The 26,043-nt window shown below is 69.0% G+C and carries 21 protein-coding genes; 14 read left to right on the forward strand and 7 right to left on the reverse strand.

What is annotated here, in order from left to right; translation table 11 throughout:
- Positions 1-6 precede the first annotated feature (6 nt).
- The 4 genes from lpxB (at position 7) to dnaE (ending at position 6,384) form a co-directional block, all read left to right on the forward strand.
- Positions 7-1,227 (forward strand): lipid-A-disaccharide synthase, encoded by a 1,221-nt coding sequence (gene lpxB, locus RHOFW104R8_RS10690; protein ID WP_068096366.1) that lies wholly within the window; start codon positions 7-9, stop codon positions 1,225-1,227.
- A 49-nt stretch (positions 1,228-1,276) separates the two neighbouring features.
- The gene (rnhB, locus tag RHOFW104R8_RS10695) at positions 1,277-1,897 is read left to right on the forward strand and encodes a ribonuclease HII (protein ID WP_068096365.1); all 621 of its coding nucleotides are present in this window, start codon (positions 1,277-1,279) and stop codon (positions 1,895-1,897) included.
- Between the two features lie 214 nt (positions 1,898-2,111).
- Positions 2,112-2,315: a hypothetical protein gene (locus RHOFW104R8_RS10700; RefSeq protein WP_068096364.1), complete on the forward strand. Its 204-nt coding sequence runs from the start codon at positions 2,112-2,114 to the stop codon at positions 2,313-2,315.
- 529 nt (positions 2,316-2,844) lie between these two features.
- The gene (gene dnaE, locus RHOFW104R8_RS10705; RefSeq protein ID WP_068096410.1) at positions 2,845-6,384 is read left to right on the forward strand and encodes a DNA polymerase III subunit alpha; all 3,540 of its coding nucleotides are present in this window, start codon (positions 2,845-2,847) and stop codon (positions 6,382-6,384) included.
- A gap of 121 nt (positions 6,385-6,505) precedes the next feature.
- On the opposite strand, the gene RHOFW104R8_RS10710 is transcribed toward dnaE, so the two are convergent.
- The gene (locus RHOFW104R8_RS10710; protein ID WP_068096359.1) at positions 6,506-6,880 is read right to left on the reverse strand and encodes a YajD family HNH nuclease; all 375 of its coding nucleotides are present in this window, start codon (positions 6,878-6,880) and stop codon (positions 6,506-6,508) included.
- 159 nt (positions 6,881-7,039) lie between these two features.
- On the opposite strand from RHOFW104R8_RS10710, the gene RHOFW104R8_RS10715 reads away from it, so the two are divergent.
- The 6 genes from RHOFW104R8_RS10715 (at position 7,040) to RHOFW104R8_RS10740 (ending at position 12,854) form a co-directional block, all read left to right on the forward strand.
- Positions 7,040-7,996 (forward strand): acetyl-CoA carboxylase carboxyltransferase subunit alpha, encoded by a 957-nt coding sequence (locus tag RHOFW104R8_RS10715; protein ID WP_068096357.1) that lies wholly within the window; start codon positions 7,040-7,042, stop codon positions 7,994-7,996.
- 319 nt (positions 7,997-8,315) lie between these two features.
- Positions 8,316-9,428 carry a hypothetical protein gene (locus RHOFW104R8_RS10720; protein ID WP_068096355.1) on the forward strand — a complete coding sequence of 371 codons (1,113 nt, stop codon included), beginning with the start codon at positions 8,316-8,318 and terminating at the stop codon, positions 9,426-9,428.
- Positions 9,429-9,605: 177 nt separating this feature from the next.
- Complete coding sequence (locus RHOFW104R8_RS10725; protein ID WP_068096354.1) at positions 9,606-10,340, forward strand: NYN domain-containing protein; 735 nt, start codon at positions 9,606-9,608, stop codon at positions 10,338-10,340.
- Complete coding sequence (gene tilS / locus RHOFW104R8_RS10730; protein ID WP_068096353.1) at positions 10,337-11,638, forward strand: tRNA lysidine(34) synthetase TilS; 1,302 nt, start codon at positions 10,337-10,339, stop codon at positions 11,636-11,638. Before RHOFW104R8_RS10725 ends, tilS begins: the two co-directional genes overlap by 4 nt.
- A gap of 75 nt (positions 11,639-11,713) precedes the next feature.
- The gene (locus RHOFW104R8_RS10735; RefSeq protein ID WP_068096351.1) at positions 11,714-11,971 is read left to right on the forward strand and encodes an exodeoxyribonuclease VII small subunit; all 258 of its coding nucleotides are present in this window, start codon (positions 11,714-11,716) and stop codon (positions 11,969-11,971) included.
- A complete protein-coding gene (locus RHOFW104R8_RS10740) occupies positions 11,955-12,854 on the forward strand; it encodes a polyprenyl synthetase family protein (protein ID WP_068096350.1) in 900 nt (299 codons plus the stop codon). Before RHOFW104R8_RS10735 ends, RHOFW104R8_RS10740 begins: the two co-directional genes overlap by 17 nt.
- 63 nt (positions 12,855-12,917) lie before the next feature.
- Here the strand turns inward: RHOFW104R8_RS10740 and RHOFW104R8_RS10745 are convergent, their stop codons facing one another.
- Entirely contained in the window at positions 12,918-13,319 is a 402-nt protein-coding gene (locus tag RHOFW104R8_RS10745) for a DUF4870 domain-containing protein (protein ID WP_068096409.1), read from the reverse strand.
- A 200-nt stretch (positions 13,320-13,519) separates the two neighbouring features.
- Complete coding sequence (gene pmbA / locus RHOFW104R8_RS10750) at positions 13,520-14,887, reverse strand: metalloprotease PmbA (RefSeq protein ID WP_068094938.1); 1,368 nt, start codon at positions 14,885-14,887, stop codon at positions 13,520-13,522.
- 105 nt (positions 14,888-14,992) lie between these two features.
- On the opposite strand from pmbA, the gene RHOFW104R8_RS10755 reads away from it, so the two are divergent.
- Both RHOFW104R8_RS10755 and yjgA read left to right on the forward strand, forming a co-directional pair.
- On the forward strand, positions 14,993-15,262 hold the full coding sequence (locus RHOFW104R8_RS10755; RefSeq protein ID WP_068094935.1) for a DUF1653 domain-containing protein: 270 nt from the start codon (positions 14,993-14,995) through the stop codon (positions 15,260-15,262).
- A gap of 29 nt (positions 15,263-15,291) precedes the next feature.
- Positions 15,292-15,843: a ribosome biogenesis factor YjgA gene (gene yjgA / locus RHOFW104R8_RS10760; protein ID WP_068094933.1), complete on the forward strand. Its 552-nt coding sequence runs from the start codon at positions 15,292-15,294 to the stop codon at positions 15,841-15,843.
- 311 nt (positions 15,844-16,154) lie between these two features.
- On the opposite strand, the gene RHOFW104R8_RS10765 is transcribed toward yjgA, so the two are convergent.
- The 4 genes from RHOFW104R8_RS10765 to rng all read right to left on the reverse strand — a co-directional run bounded on the left by RHOFW104R8_RS10765 (position 16,155) and on the right by rng (position 24,608).
- Complete coding sequence (locus RHOFW104R8_RS10765) at positions 16,155-17,540, reverse strand: cytochrome C (protein ID WP_235604403.1); 1,386 nt, start codon at positions 17,538-17,540, stop codon at positions 16,155-16,157.
- 165 nt (positions 17,541-17,705) lie between these two features.
- Entirely contained in the window at positions 17,706-19,145 is a 1,440-nt protein-coding gene (tldD, locus tag RHOFW104R8_RS10770; RefSeq protein ID WP_068094928.1) for a metalloprotease TldD, read from the reverse strand.
- Positions 19,146-19,205: 60 nt separating this feature from the next.
- Positions 19,206-23,099 carry a YhdP family protein gene (locus RHOFW104R8_RS10775; RefSeq protein WP_068094940.1) on the reverse strand — a complete coding sequence of 1,298 codons (3,894 nt, stop codon included), beginning with the start codon at positions 23,097-23,099 and terminating at the stop codon, positions 19,206-19,208.
- Positions 23,100-23,135: 36 nt separating this feature from the next.
- Positions 23,136-24,608, reverse strand: coding sequence for a ribonuclease G (gene rng, locus RHOFW104R8_RS10780; RefSeq protein ID WP_068094925.1), 1,473 nt, complete (start codon positions 24,606-24,608; stop codon positions 23,136-23,138).
- Between the two features lie 157 nt (positions 24,609-24,765).
- Between rng and RHOFW104R8_RS10785 the strand changes: the two genes are divergently transcribed.
- Positions 24,766-25,470 carry an ATP-binding protein gene (locus tag RHOFW104R8_RS10785; protein ID WP_068094924.1) on the forward strand — a complete coding sequence of 235 codons (705 nt, stop codon included), beginning with the start codon at positions 24,766-24,768 and terminating at the stop codon, positions 25,468-25,470.
- Entirely contained in the window at positions 25,454-25,975 is a 522-nt protein-coding gene (locus RHOFW104R8_RS10790) for a mismatch-specific DNA-glycosylase (RefSeq protein ID WP_068094921.1), read from the forward strand. The genes RHOFW104R8_RS10785 and RHOFW104R8_RS10790 overlap by 17 nt, the downstream gene beginning before the upstream one ends.
- The last annotated feature ends 68 nt before the right edge of the window (positions 25,976-26,043 follow it).

Genomic DNA, 26,043 nt, shown 5'->3' on the forward strand with positions numbered 1-26,043 from the left:
GACGAAATGCAAAACATCGACGTCTCCACGCAGGCCCCCCTGATCGCCATCCTCGCCGGCGAGGACTCCGGCGACCAGCTCGGCGCCGACCTGATCGTGGCGATGCGCCAGCGCTATCCGCAGGCGCGCTTCGTCGGCATCGGCGGTGCGCGCATGCAGCGCGAGGGCTTCGACTCCTGGTACGACATCCGCGAGCTGTCGCTGTTCGGCTTCAGCGAGGTGGTCCGCCACCTGCCCCGCCTGCTGCGGCTGCGCAGGGCGCTGGTCGCGCGCCTGCTGCGGGAGCGGCCGGCCGTGGTGGTCGGCATCGACGCACCCGACTTCAACCTCGGCGTGGAGCAGCGGCTGAAGCAGGCCGGCATGCTCACCGTGCACTACGTCAGCCCGTCGGTCTGGGCCTGGCGCGAGAAGCGTGCGGAGAAGATCGGCCGCAGCGCCAGCCGCGTGCTGTGCCTGTTCCCGATGGAGCCGGCGATCTACGCGAAGCACGGCATCGACGCCCGCTTCGTCGGCCACCCGCTGGCCGACCGTTTCGCGCTGGTCTCCGACCGCGTCGGCGCGCGCGAGATCCTGCAGCTGCCGCAGCAGGCGCCAGTGCTGGCGGTGCTGCCCGGCAGCCGGCTGTCCGAAGTCGGCCGGCTGGGCCGGACCTTCATCGACGCGGCGAACCGGGTGGCCGCCGCCGTGCCCGGGCTGCGCGTGGTGATCCCCGCTGCCAACCCGCAGGTGCGCGCCCGGCTCGAGGAACTGCTCGCCGGCGAGCAGCACGGCGAGAGCGCACCGCTGCTGCTGGACGGCCACGCGCACGAGGCGATGCTGGCCGCCGACGTGGTGCTGCTGGCTTCCGGCACCGCCACGCTGGAGGCGATGCTGGCGAAGCGCCCGATGGTCGTCGGCTACCGCGTCGCGCCGTTGAGCTACCGCATCGCCCGCGCGCTGAAGATGCTGAAGACCGACGTCTACGCGCTGCCGAACATCCTGGCCCGCGCCTGCGGCCTCGGCGACGGCCTGCTGGTGCCCGAACTGATGCAGGACGACTGCACCGCCGACAAACTGGCCGCCGCCACCCTGGCGCTGTTCAAGGACAGCGAGCGGCGCGGCGCGATCGTCGCCGCGTTCGAGCAGTTGCACCAGACCCTGCGCGGCGGCCTGGAAGGCCACGCGGGGGATCGCGCGGCAGCGGCGATCGCCGAGCTGATCGACGGCCGTAATCCCAGCCATGAGTGAGCGTTCTGCGAGCATCCGCACCCCACCTCAATCCTCCCCCACGAGGGGGATGAGGCAAACGCAAGAAGCGCGGGACTCGATTGAAGCGGGTGTGCTCGTCGCCGGCGTCGACGAGGCCGGCCGCGGCCCGTTGGCCGGCCCGCTGGCGGTGGCCGCGGTGATCCTCGATCCGGGCCGTCCGATCCCGGGGCTGAACGACTCGAAGAAGCTCAGCGAGGCGAAGCGCGAGGCGCTGTATCCGCTGATCGTCGAACGCGCGCTGGCGTACTGTGTGGTGCTGATCGAGCCGGACGAGATCGACCGCCTGAATATCTTCCAGGCCACCATGGCCGGCATGAGCCGGGCCGTTTCCGGCCTCGCGCCGGTCGCCCACGAGGCGCTGATCGACGGCAACCGGCTGCCGAAGGACCTGCCTTGCCCCGGCCGCGCGATCGTCGGCGGCGACGCGCTGGAACCGGCGATCAGCGCGGCCTCGATCCTGGCCAAGGTCAGCCGCGACCGCGTGATGGTGGCGCTCGATGGCGAGCACCCGGGCTACGGTTTCGCCGTGCACAAGGGCTACCCGACCCCGGCGCACCTGGCCGCGCTGCAGCGGCTCGGGCCGTGCCGGCAGCATCGCCGCAGCTTTGCGCCGGTACGCCTCTGGCTGGACCAGGCAAGGCTGTTCTGATCGCCGCGCGGGCCGCGGATCGCGTACCCGATGAGATTGATCGGCATAGGCCATCCGTCTATGCAACTTCCCCCCGCCCGGGAGCATCATTGGCATCAGGGAACGCAACCCGCACGGACGCATCCGCAGCAGCGGCGATGTCCAGCCAGTGCTGACCCGCCGACCCGCTGCCACAGGCGCCCCGACGCGCCACGCAGATCGCAGGAGTCGTGCCATGATGCCTCCGTCCTACCGCCCATCCGCTCCACCGATGCCGGCCAGCACGCCCGTGCCCGAACCGGCCAACCCCGCACTCGACGGCGTCGACGAAGCGCCGCCGCCGCATGCCGACTACAACCTCCACCCGCTGGCGGTGAGCAGTCTCGAGCACTATGTGGTGCCCGTCGAAGAGGAGGGCGAACGCTTCCACGTCCGCTGAGCCACGCCGCTTCCCTTGCCCCGGGGCGTGCCGCTACGCCGGCGCAAGACCGGGCGACGCACCGCCGGATGCGCTGGGCACGACCCAGGACGAAAAGGCGGTGAGCGTCTCCTCGCTGCACGGCAAGGTGGTGGTGGTCAGCTTCTGGGTCACCTGGCAGACCTGCGTGCGGACCGTGCGCGCCCTGTACCCGCGCCTGCCCGGCCTGTTGATGACCCGGGACCGCGACGGCACCCTCGGCAAGCCCTGCGGCACCGACAAGGGCATCCTGATCAGGGTGATGCTGCATGCATCGCGACGGCACCTGGCCCACGTGCACGCGGGCTGCGGCGAAGACATGCTGGACAGCCTGGTCGCCGAGATCAACGCATTGATGGCCGAGCCGGCACCGTCGGCGGTAGCCGCCGCGCCGGGCTGGCCGGCAGCTTCCGGCGAGGCGCCGCCGCGCTTCGCGCAAACCGCACGGAAGTCAATCTTGCCGCTGGGCAAGGTGCCGGGTAGCCTGCGGGGACTCACCGCGCAAGAACGCATGACCGTCCGCTATACCCACCTGCACCTGCACAGCGAATACTCGCTGGTCGATTCGACCATCCGCATCAAGGCGCTGGTCGCCGCCTGTGTGCGTGACGGCATCCCGGCGGTGGCGCTGACCGACGACAGCAACATGTTCGCGCTGGTGAAGTTCTACAAGGCATGCAGCGCCGCCGGCATCAAGCCGATCGGCGGCTGCGACCTGTGGATCTCGGCGCCGGACGACCCGCGCCCGTGGCGGCTCACCCTGCTGTGCCAGGACCGCGGCGGCTATCTCAACCTGTCGCGGCTGGTCTCGCGCGCCTGGCAGGAAGGCCAGCACGGCGGCCGCGCACTGGTCGAGGCTGGCTGGCTCACCGCCGGCGCCAGCGACGGGCTGATCGCCCTGCTCGGCCGCGAGAGCGAGGTCGGCCGCATCGCGCTGAACCAGGGCATCGAGGCTGCGCTGGCAAAACTGCGCCGGCTGGCGCGACTGTTTCCCGAGCGGCTGTATCTGGAGCTGACCCGCTGCGGCCGCGACGGCGAGGAAAACTGGAACACCGCCGCGCTGGCGCTGGCCACCGAACTCGGCCTGCCGGTGGTAGCCAGCAACGACGTGCGCTTCCTCACCCAGGACGACTTCGGCGCGCACGAGGCGCGCGTGTGCATCAACCAGGGCCGCGTGCTGGCCGATCCGAAACGCCCGCGCGAGTACAGCGACCAGCAATACCTGAAAACGCCGGAGGAGATGGCCGCGCTGTTTGCCGACCTGCCCGAGGCGCTGGAAAACACCGTTGAACTGGCGAAACGCTGCAGCCTGGAACTCAAGTTCGGCACCTACTACCTGCCCGACTTCCCGGTGCCCGAGGGCCACGACCTCGACAGCCATATCCGCGAGCTGTCGCGGCAAGGCCTGCGCGAACGGCTGGCCGGCGCGCCGCTGGCGGCCGGCCACACGCTGGCCGACTACGAGGCGCGGCTGGAGCGCGAGCTCGACGTCATCGTCAAGATGGGTTTCCCCGGCTATTTCCTGATCGTGGCGGACTTCATCAACTGGGGCAAACAGAACGGCATCCCGGTCGGTCCCGGCCGCGGCTCCGGCGCCGGCTCGCTGGTGGCCTGGGCGCTGAAGATCACCGACCTGGACCCGCTGCAGTTCAACCTGCTGTTCGAGCGCTTCCTCAACCCCGAACGCGTGTCGATGCCCGACTTCGACATCGACTTCTGCATGGACCGCCGCGACGAGGTGATCGACTACGTGTCGCGCAAGTACGGCCGCGACCGCGTCAGCCAGATCATCACCTACGGCTCGATGGCGGCCAAGGCCGTGCTGCGCGATTCCGGCCGCGTGCTCAGCATGGGTTACGGCCAGGTCGACAAACTGGCCAAGATGGTGCCGCCGCGGCCGCTCGACCTCACCCTGTCCGATGCGCTTGGCCGCTCGGAGAAGTCGAAGAAGGAACCCGATCGCGTCGTCAAGGAGTTCTGCGAAGCGTACGAGCAGGACGAGGACGCCCACGCGCTGATCGACCTGGCGCTGAAGCTCGAAAACCTCACCCGCAACGCCGGCAAGCACGCCGGCGGCGTGGTGATCGCGCCGAGCCCGCTGACCGACTTCGCGCCGCTGTACTGCGAAGCCGGCGGCGGCGGCGTGGTGACCCAGTACGACAAGGACGACGTGGAAGCGGTCGGCCTGGTCAAGTTCGACTTCCTCGGCCTGCGCACGCTGACCATCATCGACTGGGCGGTGAAGGCGATCAACGCGCGCCGCGCGAAAGCCGGCGAGACACCGCTGGACATCGCCGCGCTGCCGCTGGACGACGCGCCCACCTACGAGCTGCTGAAGAAGGCGCAGACCGTCGCGGTATTCCAGCTCGAATCCTCCGGCATGCAGCGCATGCTGAAGGACGCCAGGCCCGACCGCTTCGAGGACATCATCGCGCTGGTGGCGCTGTACCGCCCCGGCCCGATGGACCTGATCCCCAGCTTCGTGGCGCGCAAGCACGGCCGCGAAGAAGTGGAGTACCCCGACCCGCGCGTCGAGCCGATCCTGCAAGAGACCTACGGCATCATGGTCTACCAGGAACAGGTGATGCAGATGGCGCAGATCGTCGGCGGCTACTCGCTCGGCGGGGCCGACCTGCTGCGCCGCGCGATGGGCAAGAAGAAGCTCGAGGAGATGGCGAAGGAACGCGCCAAGTTCCGCGAGGGCGCGGCGAAGGACGGCCTGACCGGCGAGAAGGCCGATGCGATCTTCGACCTGATGGAGAAGTTCGCCGGCTACGGCTTCAACAAGTCGCATGCGGCCGCCTATGCGCTGGTCTCCTACCAGACCGCCTGGCTGAAGACGCACTACCCCGCCGAGTTCATGGCCGCCACGATCTCCTCGGACATGGACAACACCGACAAGGTGGTGACCTTCCTCGACGAATCGCGGGCCATCGGCATCGCCGTGCAGCCGCCGGACGTCAACGCGTCCGAGTACATGTTCGTGGCGATCGAGCCCAGGACGATCCAGTACGGATTGGGCGCGATCAAGGGCGTCGGCCAGGGGGCGTGCGAATCCATCGTCGCCGAACGCGCCAACGGCAAGTACACCGACCTGGCCGATTTCTGCCGCCGCGTGGACCCGACCCGGCTCAACCGCCGCGTGCTGGAAGCGCTGATCCTGTCCGGCGCACTGGACACGCTCGCCGCCAACCGCGCCAGCCTGATGCTGCAGCTGCCCGACGCGATCAAGGCCGCCGAGCAGTACCTGCGCGACCGGCAGTCCGGCCAGAACGACATGTTCGGCACCGCCATGGGCGCGATGACACCCGTGCTGCGCATCGACCTGCCCACCGTGCCGGAATGGCCGCTGGAACAGAAGCTGCAGGGCGAGCGCGACACGCTCGGGCATTACCTGTCCGGCCACCCCACCGACCCGTGGATGGACGAACTGGCGCAGCTGTCGACCTGTCCGCTCGGCGAGATCGCCGACCGCTACCAGCCGCCGAAGCCGCGCAAGAACGACGAAGGCGACAATAACCGCTTCCGTCGTGGTCCCGACACGCCATGGACCGTCGCCGGCATGGTCACCGCCGTGCGCAAGCGCGGCGACAGCGACGCCTTCGTGCGGCTGGAGGACGGCACCGGCGTCATCGAGGTGAGCTTCTTCGGCGAGCTGTACCAGCAGATTGCGCCGCTGCTGACACGCGACGAGATGCTGGTGGTCGACGGCGGGCTGCGCATCGACGATTTCTCCGGCGGCGGCTTCCAGCTGCGCGCGCGCAGCGCCTGTTCGCTGGCGGACGCCTGCCGCCGCCACGCGCGCCTGTTGCAGCTGAAGTTGAATGGCATCGGCCCGGACTTCGTCGGCCAGCTGCAGCACGCCCTGGCCGGCTACCGCGGCGGCCGCACCAGCGTGACCCTGCACGGCTACCGCAACCAGGGCGCCCAGGCCGACCTCGAACTCGGCGAAGCCTGGCGCGTGGAAGCCATCCCCGACCTGCTGCGCGCGGTGCGCGCCCTGCCCGGCGTGAAAGCGGCGCGACTGCGCATCGTCAAGCAGCAGGATTGACCCGCCTTGCTCCCTCCCCTGCTTCGCAGGGGAGGGCTGGGGTGGGGTCGCTCTTGATCTTCCTTGCCAGTCCCGACAACCCCCACCCAACCTCCCCCTGCAAAGCAGGGGGAGGAGAAAATCATTTGCTGCCCCGCTCCAGCATTGCCTTCAGGTCGGCGAACGGGTTGCCGGTGGCCGGCGGGGCGTCCTCCACCGCCAGCACGCCGCCGCGCACGTGGTCGATGTGACGCGCGTGTTCGTTGTCGTGGCAGTACACGCACAGCAGTTCCCAGTTGCTGCCGTCAGGCGGGTTGTCGTCGTGGTTGTGGTTGCGGTGGTGCACGGTCAGTTCCTGCAGGTTCGCGCGGGTGAACTCGCGCGCACAGCGGCCGCACACCCACGGGTACATCTTCAGCGCACGCTCGCGATAACCCAGCTCGCGCTGCTCCGCGTTGCGCCGCGCCTCGGCCACGATGCGGTCGAGCCTGGCCTCGTCGATGGGTTTGCTGGGCATGGCATGGCTCCGGCTGACGGCTTGCGGTGAGGCGGACGATAGCGCAATGGCGGCTCGGCGACGGGCTTTTGTCCACCCCGTCACAGCCATACGGCGGCGTTCTCGCGTTTTCCCGCAGGACGGTATACTGAGCCGCTTCTGTGCCATGAATTGCAACGAATGAACCCCAACTTCCTCGATTTCGAACAACCGATTGCCGAGCTGGACGCGAAGATCGAAGAGCTTCGCCACGCCAGCCATGGCCAGGCGTTCAACATCGACGAGGAAGTCGGCCGCCTGCGCGAGAAGCTCAAGGTCAAGACCGCGGAGATCTTCCGCAACCTCAATTCGTGGCAGACCACCCAGCTCTCACGCCACCCGGCGCGGCCGTACACGCTCGACTACATCGGCGTGATCTGCGAGGAGTTCCACGAACTGGCCGGCGACCGCATGTATGCCGAAGACGCCGCCATCGTCGGCGGCCTCGGCCGCATCAACGGCCGCCAGGTAATGATCATCGGCCACCAGAAAGGCCGCAATACCAAGGACAAGGTACGCCGCAACTTCGGCATGCCGCGTCCCGAGGGCTACCGCAAGGCGCTGCGCCTGATGAAGATGGCCGAGCGCTTCGGCCTGCCGCTGCTGACCCTGATCGACACCCCCGGCGCCTACCCCGGCGTGGGCGCCGAGGAGCGCGGCCAGAGCGAGGCGATCGCGCGCAACCTGCTGGAAATGGCCGAGCTGAAGGTGCCGATCGTCTGCACCGTGATCGGCGAGGGCGGCTCCGGCGGCGCGCTGGCGATCGGCGTGGGCGACCGCACCAACATGCTGCAGTACGCCACCTATTCGGTGATCTCGCCGGAAGGCTGCGCCTCGATCCTGTGGAAGAGCCCGGACAAGGTGAGGGATGCCGCCGAGGCACTGGGCATGACCGCGCCACGCCTGCTGGAGCTGGGCCTGATCGACAAGCTGGTGCGCGAACCGCTGGGCGGCGCCCACCGCAATCCGCGCTCGATGGCGATCCGCCTGAAGGCGGTGCTGCTGAACCAGCTCGACGAACTCGAGGCGATGCCGGTCACCGACCTGCTGCAGCAACGCTACAAGCGCCTGCGCAGCTACGGCGCGTATCAGGAATAAACGGGGCAAAACCTCCGTTACGCGCGGTTCCGGTCACATGTGCTGCCGGCCAGGAGTTTCGGGGCGGCGCTTTCGGGGTGAACCCTTGGTTATCGACGCCCTTGAGTAGCACGGTTTTAACGCGAAACACACCGCCACTTACAGCGCCGGGACTAGACGTCCGCCCATCCGTTGCGCAGCAACGGTGGTCCCCAAGGGCCATAAGCGAACGCGCGAAAGATTCCAGTCAGGGATGTCCTGCCCAGCAGGCCATCGCACCACCGCCGGGGGGAGCCTTTGGGTCTGCTTGTCGCGGTTTGACCCGAGTGGAGGGCTTTCCATGACACACGTTTCGGCACCAACGACGACGCCACGGCGCGTACTGGCCGCGCTTGCCATTGCCACGGCAATCGGCGGCATTTTCTTCTCCCCCGCTGCACCGGCCCGCGAAGAGGCGCACGGCACCATTCTCATTGCGGATCAGTTCAACAATCGCGTCATCGAAATCGACCGCGACACCCACCGTGTGCTGTGGCGTTTCGGCAACGGCTCGGACTTGCCGGGCCCCAGGAGCATCGTGGGCGTGAACGATGCCGAGCGCTTCAACGGCTTCACGTTGATCTCGGGCACAGGCATCCCGCCCAGCAACCCGGCGCTCCCCGGCTGTGCCGACCCGGTCAGCGGCTGTCCCGACAATCGCGTACTGATTGTCGATCGCGGCGGCGACATTCTCTGGCAGTACGGCAAGGCAGGCATCACCGGTTCGGGTCCGAACGAACTGAATACCCCGGTGCACTCCCTCTTCCTGACCGGCTTTCCGCGTCATCCGGGTGCGCACGTGCTGATCACCGACCAGGGCAACCAGCGCGTCATCCTGGTCAACCTGGGGCACAAGATCGTCTGGCAATACGGCACCACGGGCGTGGCCGGCAACGGCCCCAACCAGCTCAGCAATCCGAACAGCGCGGAAGTGCTGGAAAACGGCCACATCCTGATCGCCGACGAGAACAACAACCGGGTCATCGAGGTCACTCCCGACCTGCAGATCGTGAAGCAGTTCACCGCCATGGGCACGGTGAACGGCGCCGCCTTCGCCAGCCGGCTGGACAACGGCGACACGCTGATCAGCGACTCCAACAACAACCGCATCGTCGAAGTCGACGGCAACGACCACGCCGTCTGGCAGTACCTCACCAGCACCGACCCGGGCAGCAACCCAGCGCCCTTGCCGACGCGCGCGCTGCGTTTGCGCAATGGCGATACGCTGATCAGCGATCAATTCAACCAGCGCGTCATCGAGGTCACGCCCGAAGGAAAGATCGTGTTCCAGCAGGGTGCGCTCAATGCGCCCGGCGACGGTTTCAACCAGCTCAACGGCCCCTACGACGCCAAGGCGGTTGGCGACTTTACCGGCATCACGCCACCGTATGGCTTTGACCGCGACATCCATTGAAACCCGGCGCGTTGCCGTCGAACGAGCATCGAGCCCCGGCCACTGGCCGGGGCTTCGCTTTAATCGGCCCGCCCCGTGACTGGCCCGTGGAGCGGTCCTCAAACGCATGAACAGCGTTGTGGCATTCCGCCAAGGCGCTACCATCCCTGTCATTCCTAGGCCGCCCAGGAGCCCGTCATGGCCCACGACAAGCTCGCCGTACTGATCGACGCCGACAACGCCCGCCCGGCGATCGTCGAAGGCCTGCTCGCCGAAGTGGCGAAGTACGGCACCGCACACGTCAAGCGCATCTACGGCGACTGGACCAAGCCCGACCTCAACGGCTGGAAGGAAGTGCTGCTGCGCCACTCGATCCAGCCGATCCAGCAGTTCCGCTACACCGTCGGCAAGAACGCCACCGACTCGGCGATGATCATCGACGCGATGGACCTGCTCTACGCCGAGCGCTTCGACGGTTTCTGCATCGTCTCCAGCGACAGCGACTTCACCCGGCTCGCCTCGCGCATCCGCGAATCCGGCCAGACCGTGTACGGCTTCGGCGAGAAGAAGACACCCGAGCCGTTTCGCACCGCCTGCGACAAGTTCATCTATACCGAGGTGCTGGCCGGCACGACCGAGACCGAGACCGCGGCCGCGCCGAAACCGCGCTCGGCGAAGGAACTGCGTGGCGACACGCGCCTCATGAACCTGCTGCGCGGCGCGCTGGAGGCAGCCTCGGACGACACCGGCTGGGCCAGCCTCGGCACCATCGGCAGCATCATCAGCAAGCAGTCGCCTGACTTCGACTCGCGCAACTACGGCTACGCCAAGCTAAGCGGCCTGATCAAGGGCATCGGCCTGTTCGAGACCGAGGAACGCCAGATCGGCAACGGCAAGCATCTCTACGTCCGGCCACGCGACAGCAAGAAGTGAGCAATCGGCTGCAAGCGCATCTGCTGGCCTCCCTGGCGGCGCTGCCGCCGGGCCCGCTGTGCGTCGCCTTCAGCGGCGGCCCGGATTCCACTGCCCTGCTGCACGCGCTGGCACAACTGCCCGAAGCCCGCGCGCGCGGACTGCGCGCGCTGCATGTCGATCACGGCCTGCACCCGGACAGCGCGGCCTGGGCCGCACACTGCGAACGCTACTGCGCCGCACTGGACGTGCCGTGCAAGGTGCTACGCGTGCAGGTCGACAGCGGCAGCGGCATGGGCGTGGAAGCCGCCGCCCGTGCCGCGCGCTACGCCGCGCTGTCCACGCAGTTGCACGATGGCGAATGCCTGCTGCTCGGTCACCATCGCGACGACCAGGCCGAGACCGTGCTGCTGAAGCTGCTGCGCGGCGCCGGCCCGGAAGGGCTCGGCGGCATGCGCGCGCTGCGCCCGTTCGGCCGCGGCCAGCTGTGGCGGCCGTTGCTGGCGCTGTCGCGGCAGCAACTGCACGATTACGTCGCGGCGCGGCAGCTGGATTGCATCGACGATCCGTCCAATCGCGATACGCGCCTGGCGCGCAACCGGCTGCGCCACGAAATCCTGCCGCGACTGGCGCAACACTGGCCGCACGCGGTGGATTCGATCCTGCACAGCGCCGCACTCAGCCGCGCCGCCGCCGATGCGCTGCGGATGCAATGGCTGGCCGCGTTCGCGGCGCTGCACGACCCCACCAGCGGGAGTCTGGACGCCCACGGCTGGCTGGCGCTGGCCCCGGCGTTGCGCGAGCCGCTGCTCGACCACTGGCTGCACCTGCGCGGCCTGCCCGCACCCACCGCCGCCCAGCGTCGGCAGATCGAGCGCCAATGCGGCGCGCGCCCTGGCCAGTTGCCGTGCATCCGCTGGGCCGGCGCCGAGCTGCACCTCTGGAAAGGCCGCCTGTGGGCCTTGCCGCCGGGGTATGCCATCGACACCGGTTGGCAGGCGCCCTGGCGCGGCGAGCCGGTGGCGCTGCCCGACGGCGGCGAACTATCCCTGACTGTCGAAGGGATCCGTCTTGCCGAGCCGCTGCTCGTGCGCCTGCGCCGCGGCGGCGAGCGCATCCGGCCCGACGGCGACGCGCATACGCGCGAGCTGCGCGACCTGTTCCAGCAGGCGCAACTGCCGCCATGGCAGCGCAACGCCTGCCCGCTGCTGTATGCCGGCGACGAACTGGTCGCGGTGGCCGACCGCTGGATCAGCGCCCGCGGCTCGGCGATTTTCCGCCAGGCCGGCGCGCCGCCGCGCTGGCGTGCGGGACGCTGACCCAGGTCACGCCGGCGGCGTTCCGCGGCCCGCGCGGATTGATTCCGGACGGCCGCTGCGCTAGCGTTGCGGGCCATGGCCAAGACCGCTCCCGCACCCGGCAAGACCCCGCCCGCCGCCGACTTCGAACACTCCCTCGACGAGCTGGAACAACTGGTCGCGAAGATGGAAGGCGGCGAGATGAGCCTGGACGAATCGCTGGCCTCGTTCGAGCGCGGCATCGGGCTGTTCCGTCATTGCCAGCAGTCGCTGGAGCAGGCCGAATTGCGCGTGCGCCTGCTGCTCGACCCCGAAGCCCCCGACAGCGCCCAACCGTTTGAACCCGAACTCTGAGCTTGGTCCCGCCCTGCAAGCATTGATCGTCCGTGCCGAACAGGCGCTGGACCACAGCCTGCCCCCGGCCGAACAATCCCCCGCCGAACTGCATCGCGCGATGCGCTACGCCGTGCTCGGCGGCGGCAAGCGGCTGCGCCCGCTGCTGGTCTACGCCGCCGCGCACGCGCTGGGCGAAGACGGTCCGTCGCTGGATGCGGCCGCCTGCGCGGTGGAGCTGATCCACGCCTATTCCCTGGTGCACGACGACCTGCCCGCGATGGACGACGACGCGCTGCGCCGCGGCCGCCCGACCTGCCACATCGTGTTCGGCGAAGCGATGGCGATCCTCGCCGGCGACGCGCTGCAGGCGCTGGCGTTCGAGATCCTCGCCGACGACGGCTCGCAGCGCACCGACCCGTCCACCAGCATGGCCATGCTGCGCGCGCTGGGCCGCGCCTGCGGCGCCGAGGGCATGGCCGGCGGCCAGGCGCTGGACCTCGCCGCGGTCGGCCATCCGCTGACCTTGGACGAACTGGAGCACATGCACGCCTGCAAGACCGGCGCGCTGATCCGCGCCTCGGTACAGCTGGGCGCGCTCGTCGCCGGCGCCGGCGGCGGCACGCTGCGGGCGCTGGACCGCTACGCCCACGCGGTCGGCCTGGCGTTCCAGGTGCGCGACGACATCCTCGACGTGGAAGGCGAATCGGCGGTGATCGGCAAGACCGCCGGCAAGGACGCCGCCGCCGCCAAGCCCACCTTCCCCTCGATCATCGGACTCGACGCCTCGCGCGCCCGGCTGGCCGAACTGACCGACACCGCGCTGGCCACGATCGCGCCGCTGGGCAAGCGCGCCGAACTACTGGAAGAGCTGGCGCTGTACGCCGCCCATCGCCATTACTGAGCGAATCGCGATCCATGAAAAGGGCGGCTTGCGCCGCCCCGCTTCATCGCGCGAAGCACGCCTTCAGCTGACCAGTCGCAGCGTGAACGGATAGCGGTAAGTAGTGCCCTCGTTCGCCTTGATCGTGGCGATGATGACGAACACCAGCCAGCCGATCGCCAGCACCGCCAGCACCAGGAAGCCGATCAGGATGAAGCACAGGATCCAGCCCACGATGGCGGCGATCGCCACGGTGATGTTGAAGTTCAGCGCTTCCTTGCCCTGGTCGTTGACGAACGGCATGGTGTCCTTCTTGATCAGCCAGATCACCAGCGGACCGATGATGCTTCCCAGCGGAATGATCACACCGGCCAGCGCGGACAGATGCGCGAACATCGCCCACTGACGCTCTTCGGCGGAAGGTGCCCCGGCCATCGGCGGTTCGTTCGACGGGGGCGGAATGACGGACTCGGGTGGAACGCTCATGCGCATCTCCTCAACGTCGAAAATTCGCCGGCCGCTTGCCGGTCAGGAAGATGCTAGCAAGCCTCGCCCGGCTTTGCCGCATGAATCTGCGCCCGGTCGTGCACGACGCTCCTGCTTCGTAGGGCGGACACTGTCCGTCGGCTCTTCGACGATACATCACGGCCCAAGAGCGGCGGGCAGTGCCCGCCCTGCCAACCAGGCTACTCGCCCGCCACCGTCATCCGCTCCAGCAGGATCGAGCCGGTGAGGATGTGCGAGCGCGGGTCGACGTCCGTGCCCACCGCGACGATGCCGGCGAACATCTCGCGCAGGTTCGCCGCAATGGTGATCCCCTCTACTGGGTAGGCGATCCGGCCGTTCTCGACCCAGAAGCCGGCCGCGCCGCGCGAATAGTCGCCGGTGACGGTGGACACGCCCTGCCCCATCACCTCGGTCACCAGCAGGCCGTTGCCCAGGCGCCGCAGCATGCCGTCGAAATCGCTGTGCTCGCCGTCGGCCGCGCCCGGCTCCACGATCAGGTTGTGGATGCCGCCGGCGTTGCCGGTCGACTGCAAGCCCAGCTTGCGCGCCGAGTAGCTGCCCAGCACGTAGCGCGCCAGCACGCCGCCTTCGACCAGCGCACTGTCGACGGTGGCCACGCCCTCGGCGTCGAAGTTGCCCGAGCCTTGGCCGCGCGGCAGGTGCGGCCGCTCGTCGATGTTCAGCCAGGCCGGCATCACCGGCTTGCCCACATGGTCGAGCAGAAAACTGGCGTGGCGATACAACGCACCGCCGCTGACCGCGCCAAGCAGGTGGCCGATCAGCCCGCGCGCCAGCTCCGGCGCGAACAGCACCGGGCACTGCCGCGTCGACAGGCTGCGCGCACCCAGTCGCGCCAGCGTGCGTGCGGCGGCCTTGTCGCCCAGCGCCTGCGCGCTGATGAAATCGCCGGCCGCGCGCACGCTGTCGTACCAGTAGTCGCGCTGCATGCCGTCCTCGTCGCCGGCGATCAGCGCCAGCGACAGCGAGTGCCGGGTGCCGCGCTCGCGCCCCACGAAGCCGTGCGAGTTCGCGTACACCGACAGGCCCTGCCCGGCCTGCACGCTGGCGCCGTCGGAATTGCTGATGCCGGCGTGCGCGCGGCCGGCGTCCTCGATCCGGATGCCCAGCTCGATCGCCTGCGCGGTGTCGATGTCCCACGGATGCCACAGATCCAGGTCGGGAAACGCCGTGGCCATGCGCGTCGCATCGGCCAGCCCCGCAGCCGGGTCGGCCTCGGTATAGCGGGCGATCGCGCAGGCCTGGTCCAGCGTGGCCTGGATCGAATCGGGGTTGAGGTCGGCAGTGCTGGCCGAGCCCTTGCGCTGGCCGAAGTACACGGTGAGCCCGAAACCGCGGTCGCGAGTGTGCTCCACCGTCTCCACCTCGCCCAGGCGCACGTTCACGCTGAGCCCGGTATCGATGCTGGCGGCCACCTCGGCCTGGCTGGCGCCGGCGGCTCGGGCACGGCGGATCACGTCCTCGGCCAGCTCGGCCAGGCGGTCGAGTTCGTGCAGGCTGGGGGCCGGGCTGATGGCAACTTCGCTCACGTCGGGCTTTCCTGGGGATTAGACGGGTAGAATAGGTGGTTCGCAGCCGCTGGCATCTGACATGGGGCCACGGCGGCGAAATGAAAAGAGCTGCGGAGAACGCCCATGCAACCTACCGCCGGCATCTATCGCCACTACAAGGGCCAGCGCTACCGCGTGCTGGGCACCGCGCACCACAGCGAAACCATGGAGCCGCTAGTGGTCTACCAGGCGCTCTACGGCGATCATGGCCTGTGGGTGCGTCCCGCCGCGATGTTCAGCGAGACCATCGAACTGGACGGCGAACCGATCGCCCGCTTCGCGCTGGAACAGGCTGAGCTGGACCCGGCCGGACAAGGCCCGACCGGGCTGGCCAGCAATGACCCGCACGCCTGATCCGCCCGCTTTTCTTCTGGAATGATCCCGTGAGCCCGAGCCGCAGCCGCAACCAGACCGAACTCGACGACGCGGACTACGGCCCCAGCCGTACCCAGCAACGCCGCGAAGCCCTGGCCATCCTGACCCTGGCCGGCCAGCTGATCGAGCTGCAGCCGAGCCGGCTGGCCAAGCTCGCGCTGCCGGAAGACGTGCGCCGCGAAATCGACGTCACCCGCCGCATCACTTCGCACGGCGCGAAGAAGCGCCAGCTCGCCTTCCTCGCCAAGGTGATGCGCCGCTACGGCGACGACGACTTCGCCGCAGTGCGCGCCGAACTCGGCGAGAACCGCGAGAAGCAGCGCCAGGAAACCGCCGCGATGCACCGCCTGGAGGCGATGCGCGACCGGCTGGTCGCCGAGGACGAAAGCGCGCTCTCCGAACTGATCGCCGAGTACCCCCAGGTCGACCGCCAGCGCCTGCGCTCGCTGGTGCGCCAGGCGCGTATCGAGAAGGACACGCCGAACAAGCCGCCGCGGGCGTATCGGGAGATATTCCAGTTGCTGAAGGATCTGCAGGCGGGCGATTCGGTCGAGGGCTGACGCATCAGCCCGTAGGAGCGCCCCTGTCCACAAGGGACTTCCTTCGGTCGTGCGCGATGCCTTTGCTCTCCGTGGCATTCAGAACAAAGGGCTTTCGGCCACTTGCGGCAGCCGAAAGCCCTTCGCTTTGCTCTACCAATCAAGCATCGACATAACTTCGCGGCAATCGCCCTTCGACTTCACTGCACCTGCCCTGGGCTCGTCGAAGGACTCATGGCCAACGAACTCTGTTGCCATATGGACGTCCGTCCGATCTCAATGGGCATCCACGACCGCGTGCAGCAGCGCCGCCCATTTTCATCGACGCACGCTCAGATCGCCAACCACACGTAGAAGTAGAGCGTGTTGTTGTCGCTGGCGTTGCGTCCTGCTCCGTCGATGTTGTGCACGCGTCCGCTGAAACGGTTGAAGTACGTGTACTCCAGGCCCAGCCGCACGTTGGCCCACGGCTGCGCCCATGAGCTGGACTGGCCGAACGGGCTGTAGTCGAGCTCGACGCTTTCGCCTTGGGTGTTCGGTGAGCCGTCGTTGCCGTAGAGCGTGGCGTCCTTGCTGCCATTGTCGACGAAGGTTGCCAGGGTCACGCCGTAGGTATGGCGGTACCAGTAGCTGCCCTTGAGATTGAGCGAGTGCAGGCTGTTGTGCAGATGGTCCGATCCGCCGCCGCCGTAGGTGGCATCCAGGCGTTGGCTCTCGTGGACGTACAGTCCGTCGACGGTGATCGTGTGATCGCCCTTGATGTACATGTAGCTGGAATCGATGCCGAAGTCGCGGAACCGGTCCGTCGGCCCGGGCAACGCCACCGCGTCACCGACCGCATTGCTGCCGACCTGTCCGCGGCGCATGTTCAGCATGAAGCCGCCGAGAGAGAGGCTGCCGGTGGGCAGGTTCCACGTGTAGGCCAGGCGCGCATAGGGCGTGACCCCGCTCAGGCGGCCGTTGAAATGGCCATTGACGCTGCGCAGGAAGGCCGGCGACAGCGAGCGATAGCCGCCCAGCTCCATGTACCAGGCGCCATCCAGCTGCATGTAGGCGCTGACACCGACCACCTGTGCGGCGAGGCCGCCGAGCAGCATCGGCTGGGCGGGTGCCCCGGGGGCCAGATCGGCCGACATGTAGGGGTACTTCCACGCCGGTGCGGTGTTGAACACGTCGCTGACGGTGGGGTTGTTGTTGAGCGAGATACCCCAGATGCCGCTATGGCTGCCATGGCTGAACATGCGCGCATAGCGCCAGTCCATATTGTCCCAGCCGAGCAGGCCGCCATTCTCCGAATAGGTCGCCTGCGCGAAGACGCCGATGTGCTCGCTCAATCGGCCGGCCAGGAACGCCGACACCTGCTGCAACTCGGTGTTGTTGTTGGTGCCGAAGCCCTTGGCCGGGGCCTCCGTCTGGGCTTTCTGCGTGTGCGTGAACGACTCGACCAGCATCGCCGAAAGCGGTACGTCCGTCTGGTCGCCAACCTTCATGGTGTAGCCCATCAGCTTGAACTGGCGCCCGAACTGGGTAAGTTCCGGCCCGAAGCCGCCCACATGGCAGGCGACGCAGGCCTGCTGGGTCTGTCGTGCGTATGAAGGCACCGCCGATGCCAGGGTGGGTACCCCCAGCCACGCGAGTGCGATCAGCACGATCCAGCGCGGTGGTCGGCAGAGGGCGGCGAACCAGCTCGAAACCCGGGTATTCCAACGAGTGTACATATGCATGTTCCCCACGGTTCCAGTGTGATGACTGGATGTGAGTGCAGTCTTGGACTAGCGGATGCCCGGGATATTGATTCCAGTCAAAAGTCCGGCCTTCGGGCACTGGAACACAATGTCGCAGGCAGGCCACAGCGGACGCGCACTGCCGTTCCCGCCGACGGTTCAGGACGCGGTGCCGCCCACCGTCATCGAGTCGATCTTCAGCGTGGGCTGGCCCACGCCGACGGGTACGCTCTGGCCGTCCTTGCCGCATACGCCCACGCCCTCGTCCAGCGCCAGGTCGTTGCCGATCATCGACACGCGGTTGAGCACTTCCGGCCCGGAGCCGATCAGCGTGGCGCCCTTCACCGGGCGGGTGATGCGACCGTCCTCGATCAGATACGCCTCGGACGCGGAGAAGGTGAACTTGCCGTTGGTGATGTCGACCTGGCCGCCGCCGAAATTCGGCGCGTACAGGCCTTTTTTCACCGAGCGGACGATCTCGGCCGGATCGTGCTGGCCGGCCCGCATGTAGGTGTTGGTCATGCGCGGCATCGGCAGCGCGGTGAACGATTCGCGGCGGCCGTTGCCGGTGGGCGCCATGCCCATCAGGCGCGCGTTGAGCTTGTCCTGCATATAGCCTTTCAGGATGCCATCCTCGATCAGGGTGGTGCATTCGGTCGGGGTGCCTTCGTCGTCGATGCTGAGCGAGCCGCGGCGGCCGACCAGGGTACCGTCATCGACAATGGTGACGCCCTTGGCGGCCACGCGCTGGCCGATGCGGCCGGCGAACGCGGAGCTGCCCTTGCGGTTGAAGTCGCCTTCCAGGCCGTGGCCGATCGCCTCGTGCAGCAGCACGCCGGGCCAGCCGGGGCCTAGCACCACGGTCATCTGGCCGGCGGGGGCGTCGACCGAATCCAGGTTCACCAGCGCCTGTCGCACCGCCTCGTCGGCGAAGCGCAGCGCGCGGCCGTCCTCGATCAGCTCGCGGTAGCCGTAGCGGCCGCCGCCGCCGGCGTAGCCCTGCTCGCGCCGGCCGTTCTGCTCGGCGATCACCTGCACGTTGATGCGCACCAGCGGGCGCACGTCGGCGGCGAGGGTGCCGTCGGAAGCGGCGATCAGCACGGTATCGATGGTGGCGGCCATGCTGACTATGACCTGCTTCACGCGCGGGTCGCGCGAGCGCGCATAGGCGTCCACCTCACGCAGCAGCGCGATCTTGTCGGGGTTCGGCAGGCTTTCGACCGGGTCGATCGCCGGGTACAGTGCCCGCGCGCCGTTCAGCGCCAGCGGCTTGCCGGCGCCGCGGCCGTCGTGCGCGATCGCACGCGCGGCCTTCGAGGCTTCCAGCAGCTGCGGCAGCACGATCTCGTCGGAATAGGCGAAGCCGGTCTTCTCGCCCGAGATCGCGCGCACGCCCACGCCCTGCTCGATCGAGTGGCTGCCGTCCTTGACGATGCCCTCCTCCAGCGTCCACGACTCGCTGCGCGAATGCTGGAAGTACAGGTCGGCGGCGTCGATCGCGGGGCCCATCAACTGTGAGAACACGCGATCGAGGTCGCCGGTGGCGATGCCGCCGGGGGACAGCAGCTTGCTTTCGGCGAGGGCGATCAGGGAATCCATGGGGCGTCGTTGGCCTGCGGTCGGTGCGGAATGCTTCACATGGGGCTGCCGCCGGCCGCTTTAAAGCTTGGGTGCGGGCGGCAGCACCGAGCCGGCGGCGGCAGGCAGGGCCGGAACGGCGGCCGGCGGAGCGGGTCGATTGAGCAGCGGCGGCGTGGTGGGCGCGGGACCGCCGCGCTTCTCGACCAGGGTGATTACCGGCTTGTCCCAGCTGCCGGTGATCCGGTAGCGCGCGCTGGCCGCCTGGTTCAGGCCCCGTCCGAGGATGCCCTGCACGGCGAAACCCGCCGCCGCCCCGACCGGGCCGCCGACCATCGCGCCGACCAGCGGCAGGCTGTTGCCGACGTGCGGCACCACCACCATCTGCTGGTCGTAGTCGCGTAGGCGCAGCCCGGTGCGGCCGTTGACGCTGACGCTCGCGGCCGGGCCGGCGATCACCAGGTTGTCGGTGACGGCGTTGCCGTTGGCCAGCTTGAAATCGCCGGTGATCGAGTCGAACGCCAGCCCCTTGCCGAACACGTCGCCGAAATCGAGGGTGAGCCGGCGCGGCAATTCGGCCAGCGAGACCAGCCCGAGCAGCCGCCCCACCCCGGGCGACGACGCCTCGGGGATATGGCCGTCGCTGACCTGGATGGTGAGGGTGCCGTCCATGGTGGCCAGCGACAGGTCGCTGGGCGCGCCGGGCCAGCTGGCATCGAGCTGGTCGCGTGTCTTGCCGCCGTTGACCAGCCCGTCGTAGCCGAACGCACCGAGCATCGCGCCGAGATCCTCGGCGGCGAAGCTGATCTTCATGTGCGTATGGCTGCTGCTGGCGTTGCCGTTCCAATCGCCGCTGGCGTTGACCTGCACGCGGCTGGACAGTGCGCGCAGTTGCTCGATGCGCATGCCCTCGGCGGTGGGCCAGGTTTCCAGCCGGGCCTCGCCGAGCTTCGATTCGCCCAGGCGCAGATCGCCGATCCACAGATGGAACGGCGGCAACGCGGCCGGATTGATGCCGGTGTTGGCGGGGTCGCGCGACGACGCGGCGGCGTTGCCGGCGGCCGGAGGAGGCGGAGCCTTCGGCCAGTACAGCCGCTGCAGCCGCGCGGTGACGCCGCGCTTGTTCAGTTCGGCGGCCGGCACGGTGAAGTTGCCGGCCATCGCCGGGCCGTCCACGTCCACGCCGAGCGCGTCCGGCTGCGGCACAGCGTGCAGCTTCAGCGCGCCGAGCGGGCGGCCGAACCACTCCGCCTGGTCGGTGCTGACGTCGAGGCTTTCCAACCCCGGGCCGTTGCCGCCGCTGGCCGCCACCGTGTGCTGCACCCAGCCGGTGACGTCGAGCTGGCTGGCATGGCCGCGGATGCGCAGGTTGCGCGGCGGCAGCGTCTCGGGCATCTGGCTGCCGAACGCCAGCGTGCCGGCCAGCGGCCGCTGCTCCCCGGCAGCCAGGCGCAGATGCCCGCGCATCACCTCGCCCAGCCCGAGCCGCAGGTCGCTGCCGTCGACCGGCAGCCTCATCGTCAGGTGCAGCGGCAGGCTGGCCGTTGCCGGTTTGTCCAACGGCGCCGGCAGCCCCAGCGCGATGCCGTCCAGCGAGGAATCGACGCTGAGGGTCTGCGCCAGCGCATCGCTGCCGGCCACGCGCGCGATGCTGAAGCCGATGTCGAAGTTGCTGCGTCCGTCGGCCAGCTTGCCGATCCAGTCCAGCGACGGGTAATCCTGCACCAGCTCGGCCATGCGGTAGCTGCCCTGCAGCTTCGCCGCGAGGATCGTGGCCGGGTCGCCGGTGGCGCCGGCGACCGCCAGCCGCAGCTTCGACGGCTGGCCGCGGAAGCCGGCGTCCAGCGGGCCGGCCTGCAGGCCGTGCAGGTCGAAGGTCAGCGGGCCGTTGAGCTTGTCCAGCTGGAGGTTCCATGCCGGCGCACTGAGGTCGGCGTCCTTCAGCTGGGCGGTGCCGCTCAACTGCGCGCTGGCGGCGTCCTTCAGCGGCATGGCGAGATGGAACGCGAACGTGCCGCTGCCGCCCAGCTTCAGCTTGGCCAGCGTATCGGCCTCGCGGCTGGCGATCGGGCTCCTGCGCGCAAACTCCAGCAGGCTCGCGCCGCTGCCGCCGCCTTGCACGTTGAGGTCGAGCAGGCCGTCGTGGAAATCCGGGATCAGCGCCACTGCCTGGCTCGCTTTCACGCCGAGCGACTGGCCGCCGCTGGCCTCGACCAGCATGCCGTTGTCGATGAAGTTGGCCACCGCGCTGACGTTTTCGGCGCGCGGCCAGTCCTTGCCGTAGTCGAAGGTGAGGTTGCTGATCGCCGCACGCGCCTCGAAACGGCCCTCGTTGTGGCGGAACGGCCAGTCGCCGAGATCGCCGCGCAGCAGCACCTGCGCCTGGTCCAGATGGCCGGACACCAGGGCGCGGTCCAGCCAGGCGACGGTGGCCGGCGACATCGAGTCGATCGGCCAGAACAGTTTGGCGGCGACCACGTCGGACGGGTCGAGCGAGGCATACAGCTCCAGGAACGGGTGGCCGCCCTGCGCCGGCAACTCCAGCTCGCCGCGGGCCTGGCCGGCATAGCCGACGCCGGCGAAATCCAGCGCATCCACGCCGATGTGCCAGTTGCCATCCTGCGGCCAGGCAGCCAGCGTGCCGGACAGCCGGGACAGCACGAACGGCTGCCGGAACGTGTGCGGGAACGTCAGCGTGACGGCCTGCGCCGGCAGCTCCAGCGACAGCGCGCCGGCGTCGCCGCGCAGCTGGCCGTGCAGGTTGCTCACGCCGGGCAGCTTGCCGACCGGGTCGATGCCCAGGCCGCTGAACGCCACGTCGACCGCGTGCACGCCGTCGGCGCGGCTCCATTGCAGCGCGACCCGGTTGAGATCGCCGCGCGGATGGCCTTGGCCCAGCCACGGCGCGAGCGTCGGCGGCAGCTCCGGCAGCAAGGCCAGCCACGGCAGCAGCGGCGCCAGCTGCAGCTCGCGCGCAGCGACGCCGGCGCTGGCCTGCAGCGTACCGGGCTGGTGCAGGCTCAGCGCCAGCGCACTGGCGTCGTCACCGGCCCAGCGCACCCCATAACCGTCGCCGGTCTGGTGCACGCCGAGCAGCCCGTGCAGCGCCGCCACGCTGGCGCTGCCGCCGGTGGGCGCGCGCACCGTCAGGGTAGCCAGGTCGAAGCGGGTCAGGCTGCGGGTCAGCCGGCCCGCGCGCCAGTCGAGCCAGGCGCTCAGCCGGCCGCTGCCGTGGTCGACCGCGTAGCCGCCCATGTCGACGCCATCCAGCAGCGGCTTCAGCTCGGCACCGTCGACGTCGACCCAGACCTGGCCCGCACTGCCGTCCTCCCGGAAACGGCCGGCCGTGCGCACGGCGGCGCTCACGCCATCGCGCCGCAGCACGCCACCGAAACGGATCTGGCGGCCCTGGTGGCTCAGCCGCAGCTGCTTCGACAGCAGGGTGTAGCGCTTGTCCAAGGTGGCGTCGGTGACCACCACGCGCAGATCTTCCAGCCACAGGTCGGCCGACAGCCGGCCCAGCGACAGCGGCTGCCGGCTGCCGCCACCGGCCAGGCCAATGCCGTTGACATGCCAGCCGGCGGCATCGTGCAGCAGGTCCAGCTGCAGGCCGCGCACGTGCAGGTTGAGCAGGTGGCGCGACGGCAGCAGCCAGCCGCCGAAGTCGAATTTCAACTCGGATTCGGGTAGTTGCAGCACGGCACCCGTCTCGCCCGGTGCCGCACCGATGTTCACCCCGTGCATCACGAACGCCGGGCCGGCGGCCGTCCAGCGCCCTTCCATCGAGGCGAAGCTGACCGGTCGCTGCAGCCGCGCACTGAGCTGCACGGCCACCCAGTCCGGGTGCCGCGCCAGCAGCGGCAGCAGCAGTTGGGCCAGTGCCGCCAGCACGGCGAGCAGGATCAGCGCGACCCCGGCCACCCAGCCCGACGCACGGGCGCAACCATGCAGCCGCCGCTGCCATGACGCGTTCACGCGCGACTGCCCCACTCGGATCCGCAGTCGCCGGATTTACAGCAAGACGACATCAAACTGTTCCTGCGAATAATGCTCTTCGGCCTGGAAGCGTATGCTCTTGGAGATGAACTCTTCCAGTTCCGCGACCGCGCTGGATTCCTCCTCCAGGATCCGGTTGACCACCGCGGGATTGGCCATCACCAGCAGCTTCTGTGCATTGAACTGGCGCACCGCGCGGGTGATCTCGCGGAAGATCTCGTAGGTCACCGTCTCGGCGGTCTTCAGCACGCCGCGGCCGTTGCAGGCCGGGCACGGCTCGCACAGCTGGCGGGCCAGGCTTTCGGTGGTGCGCTTGCGGGTCATCTCCACCAGGCCCAGCGCCGACATCGGGTACACCGTGGTCTTGGCATGGTCGCGCATCAGCCCCTTGCCGAGCATGCGCAGCACCTGGCGTTTGTGTTCCTCGTCGTTCATGTCGATGAAGTCGATGATGACGATGCCGCCCAGGTTGCGCAGGCGCAGCTGGCGCGCCGCCGCCTGCGCGGCCTCCAGGTTGGTGCGGTAGACCGTCTCCTCCAGGTTGCGCGTGCCTAGGTAGGCGCCGGTGTTGACGTCGATGGTGGTCATCGCCTCGGTCTGGTCGACGATCAGGTAGCCGCCGGACTTCAGCGGAACCTCCTTCTTCAGCGCGCGCTGCATCTCGTCCTCGGCGCCGTACAGGTCGAAGATCGGCCGCTCGCCGTCGTAGTGCTCGACGCGGTCGTCCAGGCTCGGCATGAACTTGTGCACGAACTTGGTCACCTTCTCGAAGGTCTCGCGCGAATCCACGCGCACCTTCTCGATGTCGTCGTTGAGCATGTCGCGCAGGCTGCGCAGAGGCAGCGAGAGTTCCTCGTACACGCGCTCGCCGACCTTCGCCCGGGCGATGTTCTCCTGCACCACCCGCCACACCTTGCCGAGGTAGGTCACGTCGAACGCCAGCGACTCGGCGCTCTGCCCTTCGGCATTGGTGCGCACGATGTAGCCCAGCGGGGCGTCGCCGATCAACGGGGTCAGCACGTCGCGCAGCCGCTGGCGCTCGGCCTCGTCCTCGATCCGCGCCGAGATGCCCAGGGTGCGCGCGTACGGCAGCAGCACCAGGTAGCGCGAGGGGATCGACAGGTGCGCGGACAGCCGCGCGCCCTTGGTGCTGATCGGGTCCTTCACCACCTGCACCACGATCTCCTGGCCTTCGTGCACCAGTTCGCTGATCGAGGGCATGTGGCCATTGCCGTTCGATTCGGCGCCTTCGGCCGGCGCCGGGCGCACGATGTCGGAGGCGTGCAGGAACGCCGCGCGCTCCAGCCCGATCTCCACGAACACCGCCTGCATGCCGGGCATCACCCGTTGCACGCGGCCCTTGTAGATGTTGCCGACATAGCCGCGCCGGGACGCCCGCTCGACGTGCACCTCCTGCAGCATGCCGTTTTCGACCACCCCGACCCGCGTCTCGCGCGGGGTCACGTTGATCAGGATTTCTTCACTCACCGCATACTCCCCGGGCAGGTGATCTTTATAGCGGCTGTGGCCACGGACTGTCGATGAACCACGGCGGAAAAACCGCCTTCCCCCGCAAATGCCGCACAATGGACGGCGGGCGGCGCGGCCTGCCGCCACCAGACGAACCACCCGGGAGCCCCAAAGCATGACGACGCCCACGGCGACGCCGACCCTGCTGGCATGGAGCGGCGGCAAGGACTGCCTGCTGGCCCTGCAGCGGCTGCAGGCCGATCCGCAATGGCAGGTGACCGCGCTGCTCACCACGGTCAACCGCAACTACCAGCGCGTGGCCATGCACGGCGTGCAGCGCGAGGTGCTGCTGGCGCAGGCCGCCGCGCTCGGCCTGCCGCTGCTGGAGGTGATGCTGGACTGGCCCGGCAGCAACGAGGCCTACGAGGCGGCCCACGCACAGGCGCTGGTCGAGGCGCGGATGCGCTGGCCGGGGATCCGCCACTGCGCGTTCGGCGACCTGTTCCTGGAAGACGTGCGCGACTACCGCGTGCGCCAGCTCGGCCGCGACAACTGGCGCGCGGTGTTCCCGCTGTGGGGCGAGGACACCGCTGCGCTGTCGCGCCGCTTCGTCGGCGAGGGCCATCGCGCGATGCTGTGCTGCGTGGATACCCAGCAGCTCGACGCGGATTTTTGCGGCCGCCACTACGATGCCGCCCTGCTCGACGCGCTGCCGGCCGGCGTCGACCCCTGCGGCGAGCGCGGCGAATTCCATACGCTGAGCTACGCCGGGCCGCTGTTCCGCCGGCCGCTGAAGCTGCGCCGCGGCGAATCGGTGCTGCGCGACGGGCGCTTCCAGTTCACCGATTTCCTGCTGGACGAGCATGCCGCGGCGGGCTGAACGCCACATCCTGCCCGACCTGCTGCAACCCGGCCTGGCGCTGGTGTTCTGCGGCACCGCGGCGGGCAGGCGCTCGGCCGCCGAGCGCGCCTACTACGCCCATCCCGGCAACCTGTTCTGGCGCGCGCTGTTCGAAGCCGGCCTGACCCCGCGCCTGCTGGCGCCGGCGGAGTTCCCGCTGCTGCCCCGCTACGGCATCGGCCTCACCGACCTGGCCAAGCGCCATGCGGGCAACGACGACGAACTGCCGCGCGACGCGTTCGACGCGCCCGCCCTGCTCGCCAAGATCGGACGCCACGCCCCGCGCCTGCTCGCCTTCACCAGCAAGAACGCGGCGCGCGCCGCGCTCGGCCACGCGGCCAGCTACGGCCTGCAAAGCGAAACCATCGGCAGCACGCAACTGTTCGTGCTGCCGTCGCCGTCCGGCCAGGCGCGCGGGCACTGGGACATCGGCCCGTGGCTGGCGCTGGCCGCGCTGTACCGCACCGTCCACGACAATCCGTAGATACTGTTATCGAGATCAAGCCCCATGAAGGATTGGGTCGAACGGTTTGCCGGACTTGAGGACGCCGA

The organism is Rhodanobacter sp. FW104-R8 (genome assembly GCF_001617365.1).
Classification (GTDB): Bacteria; Pseudomonadota; Gammaproteobacteria; order Xanthomonadales; family Rhodanobacteraceae; genus Rhodanobacter.

Bases quoted from the DNA above. Each gene is read 5' to 3' on its own strand.
- RHOFW104R8_RS10715 (WP_068096357.1), top strand. From the start codon at position 7,040: ATGAACCCCAACTTCCTCGATTTCGAACAACCGATTGCCGAGCTGGAC.
- RHOFW104R8_RS10700 (WP_068096364.1), top strand. From the start codon at position 2,112: ATGATGCCTCCGTCCTACCGCCCATCCGCTCCACCGATGCCGGCCAGC.
- RHOFW104R8_RS10790 (WP_068094921.1), top strand. From the start codon at position 25,454: ATGCCGCGGCGGGCTGAACGCCACATCCTGCCCGACCTGCTGCAACCC.
- RHOFW104R8_RS10725 (WP_068096354.1), top strand. From the start codon at position 9,606: ATGGCCCACGACAAGCTCGCCGTACTGATCGACGCCGACAACGCCCGC.
- lpxB (WP_068096366.1), top strand. From the start codon at position 7: ATGCAAAACATCGACGTCTCCACGCAGGCCCCCCTGATCGCCATCCTC.
- tldD (WP_068094928.1), bottom strand. From the start codon at position 19,145: ATGGATTCCCTGATCGCCCTCGCCGAAAGCAAGCTGCTGTCCCCCGGC.
- RHOFW104R8_RS10745 (WP_068096409.1), bottom strand. From the start codon at position 13,319: ATGAGCGTTCCACCCGAGTCCGTCATTCCGCCCCCGTCGAACGAACCG.
- rnhB (WP_068096365.1), top strand. From the start codon at position 1,277: ATGAGGCAAACGCAAGAAGCGCGGGACTCGATTGAAGCGGGTGTGCTC.
- RHOFW104R8_RS10765 (WP_235604403.1), bottom strand. From the start codon at position 17,540: ATGTACACTCGTTGGAATACCCGGGTTTCGAGCTGGTTCGCCGCCCTC.
- dnaE (WP_068096410.1), top strand. From the start codon at position 2,845: ATGACCGTCCGCTATACCCACCTGCACCTGCACAGCGAATACTCGCTG.
- RHOFW104R8_RS10735 (WP_068096351.1), top strand. From the start codon at position 11,714: ATGGCCAAGACCGCTCCCGCACCCGGCAAGACCCCGCCCGCCGCCGAC.
- RHOFW104R8_RS10785 (WP_068094924.1), top strand. From the start codon at position 24,766: ATGACGACGCCCACGGCGACGCCGACCCTGCTGGCATGGAGCGGCGGC.
- RHOFW104R8_RS10720 (WP_068096355.1), top strand. From the start codon at position 8,316: ATGACACACGTTTCGGCACCAACGACGACGCCACGGCGCGTACTGGCC.
- RHOFW104R8_RS10710 (WP_068096359.1), bottom strand. From the start codon at position 6,880: ATGCCCAGCAAACCCATCGACGAGGCCAGGCTCGACCGCATCGTGGCC.
- RHOFW104R8_RS10755 (WP_068094935.1), top strand. From the start codon at position 14,993: ATGCAACCTACCGCCGGCATCTATCGCCACTACAAGGGCCAGCGCTAC.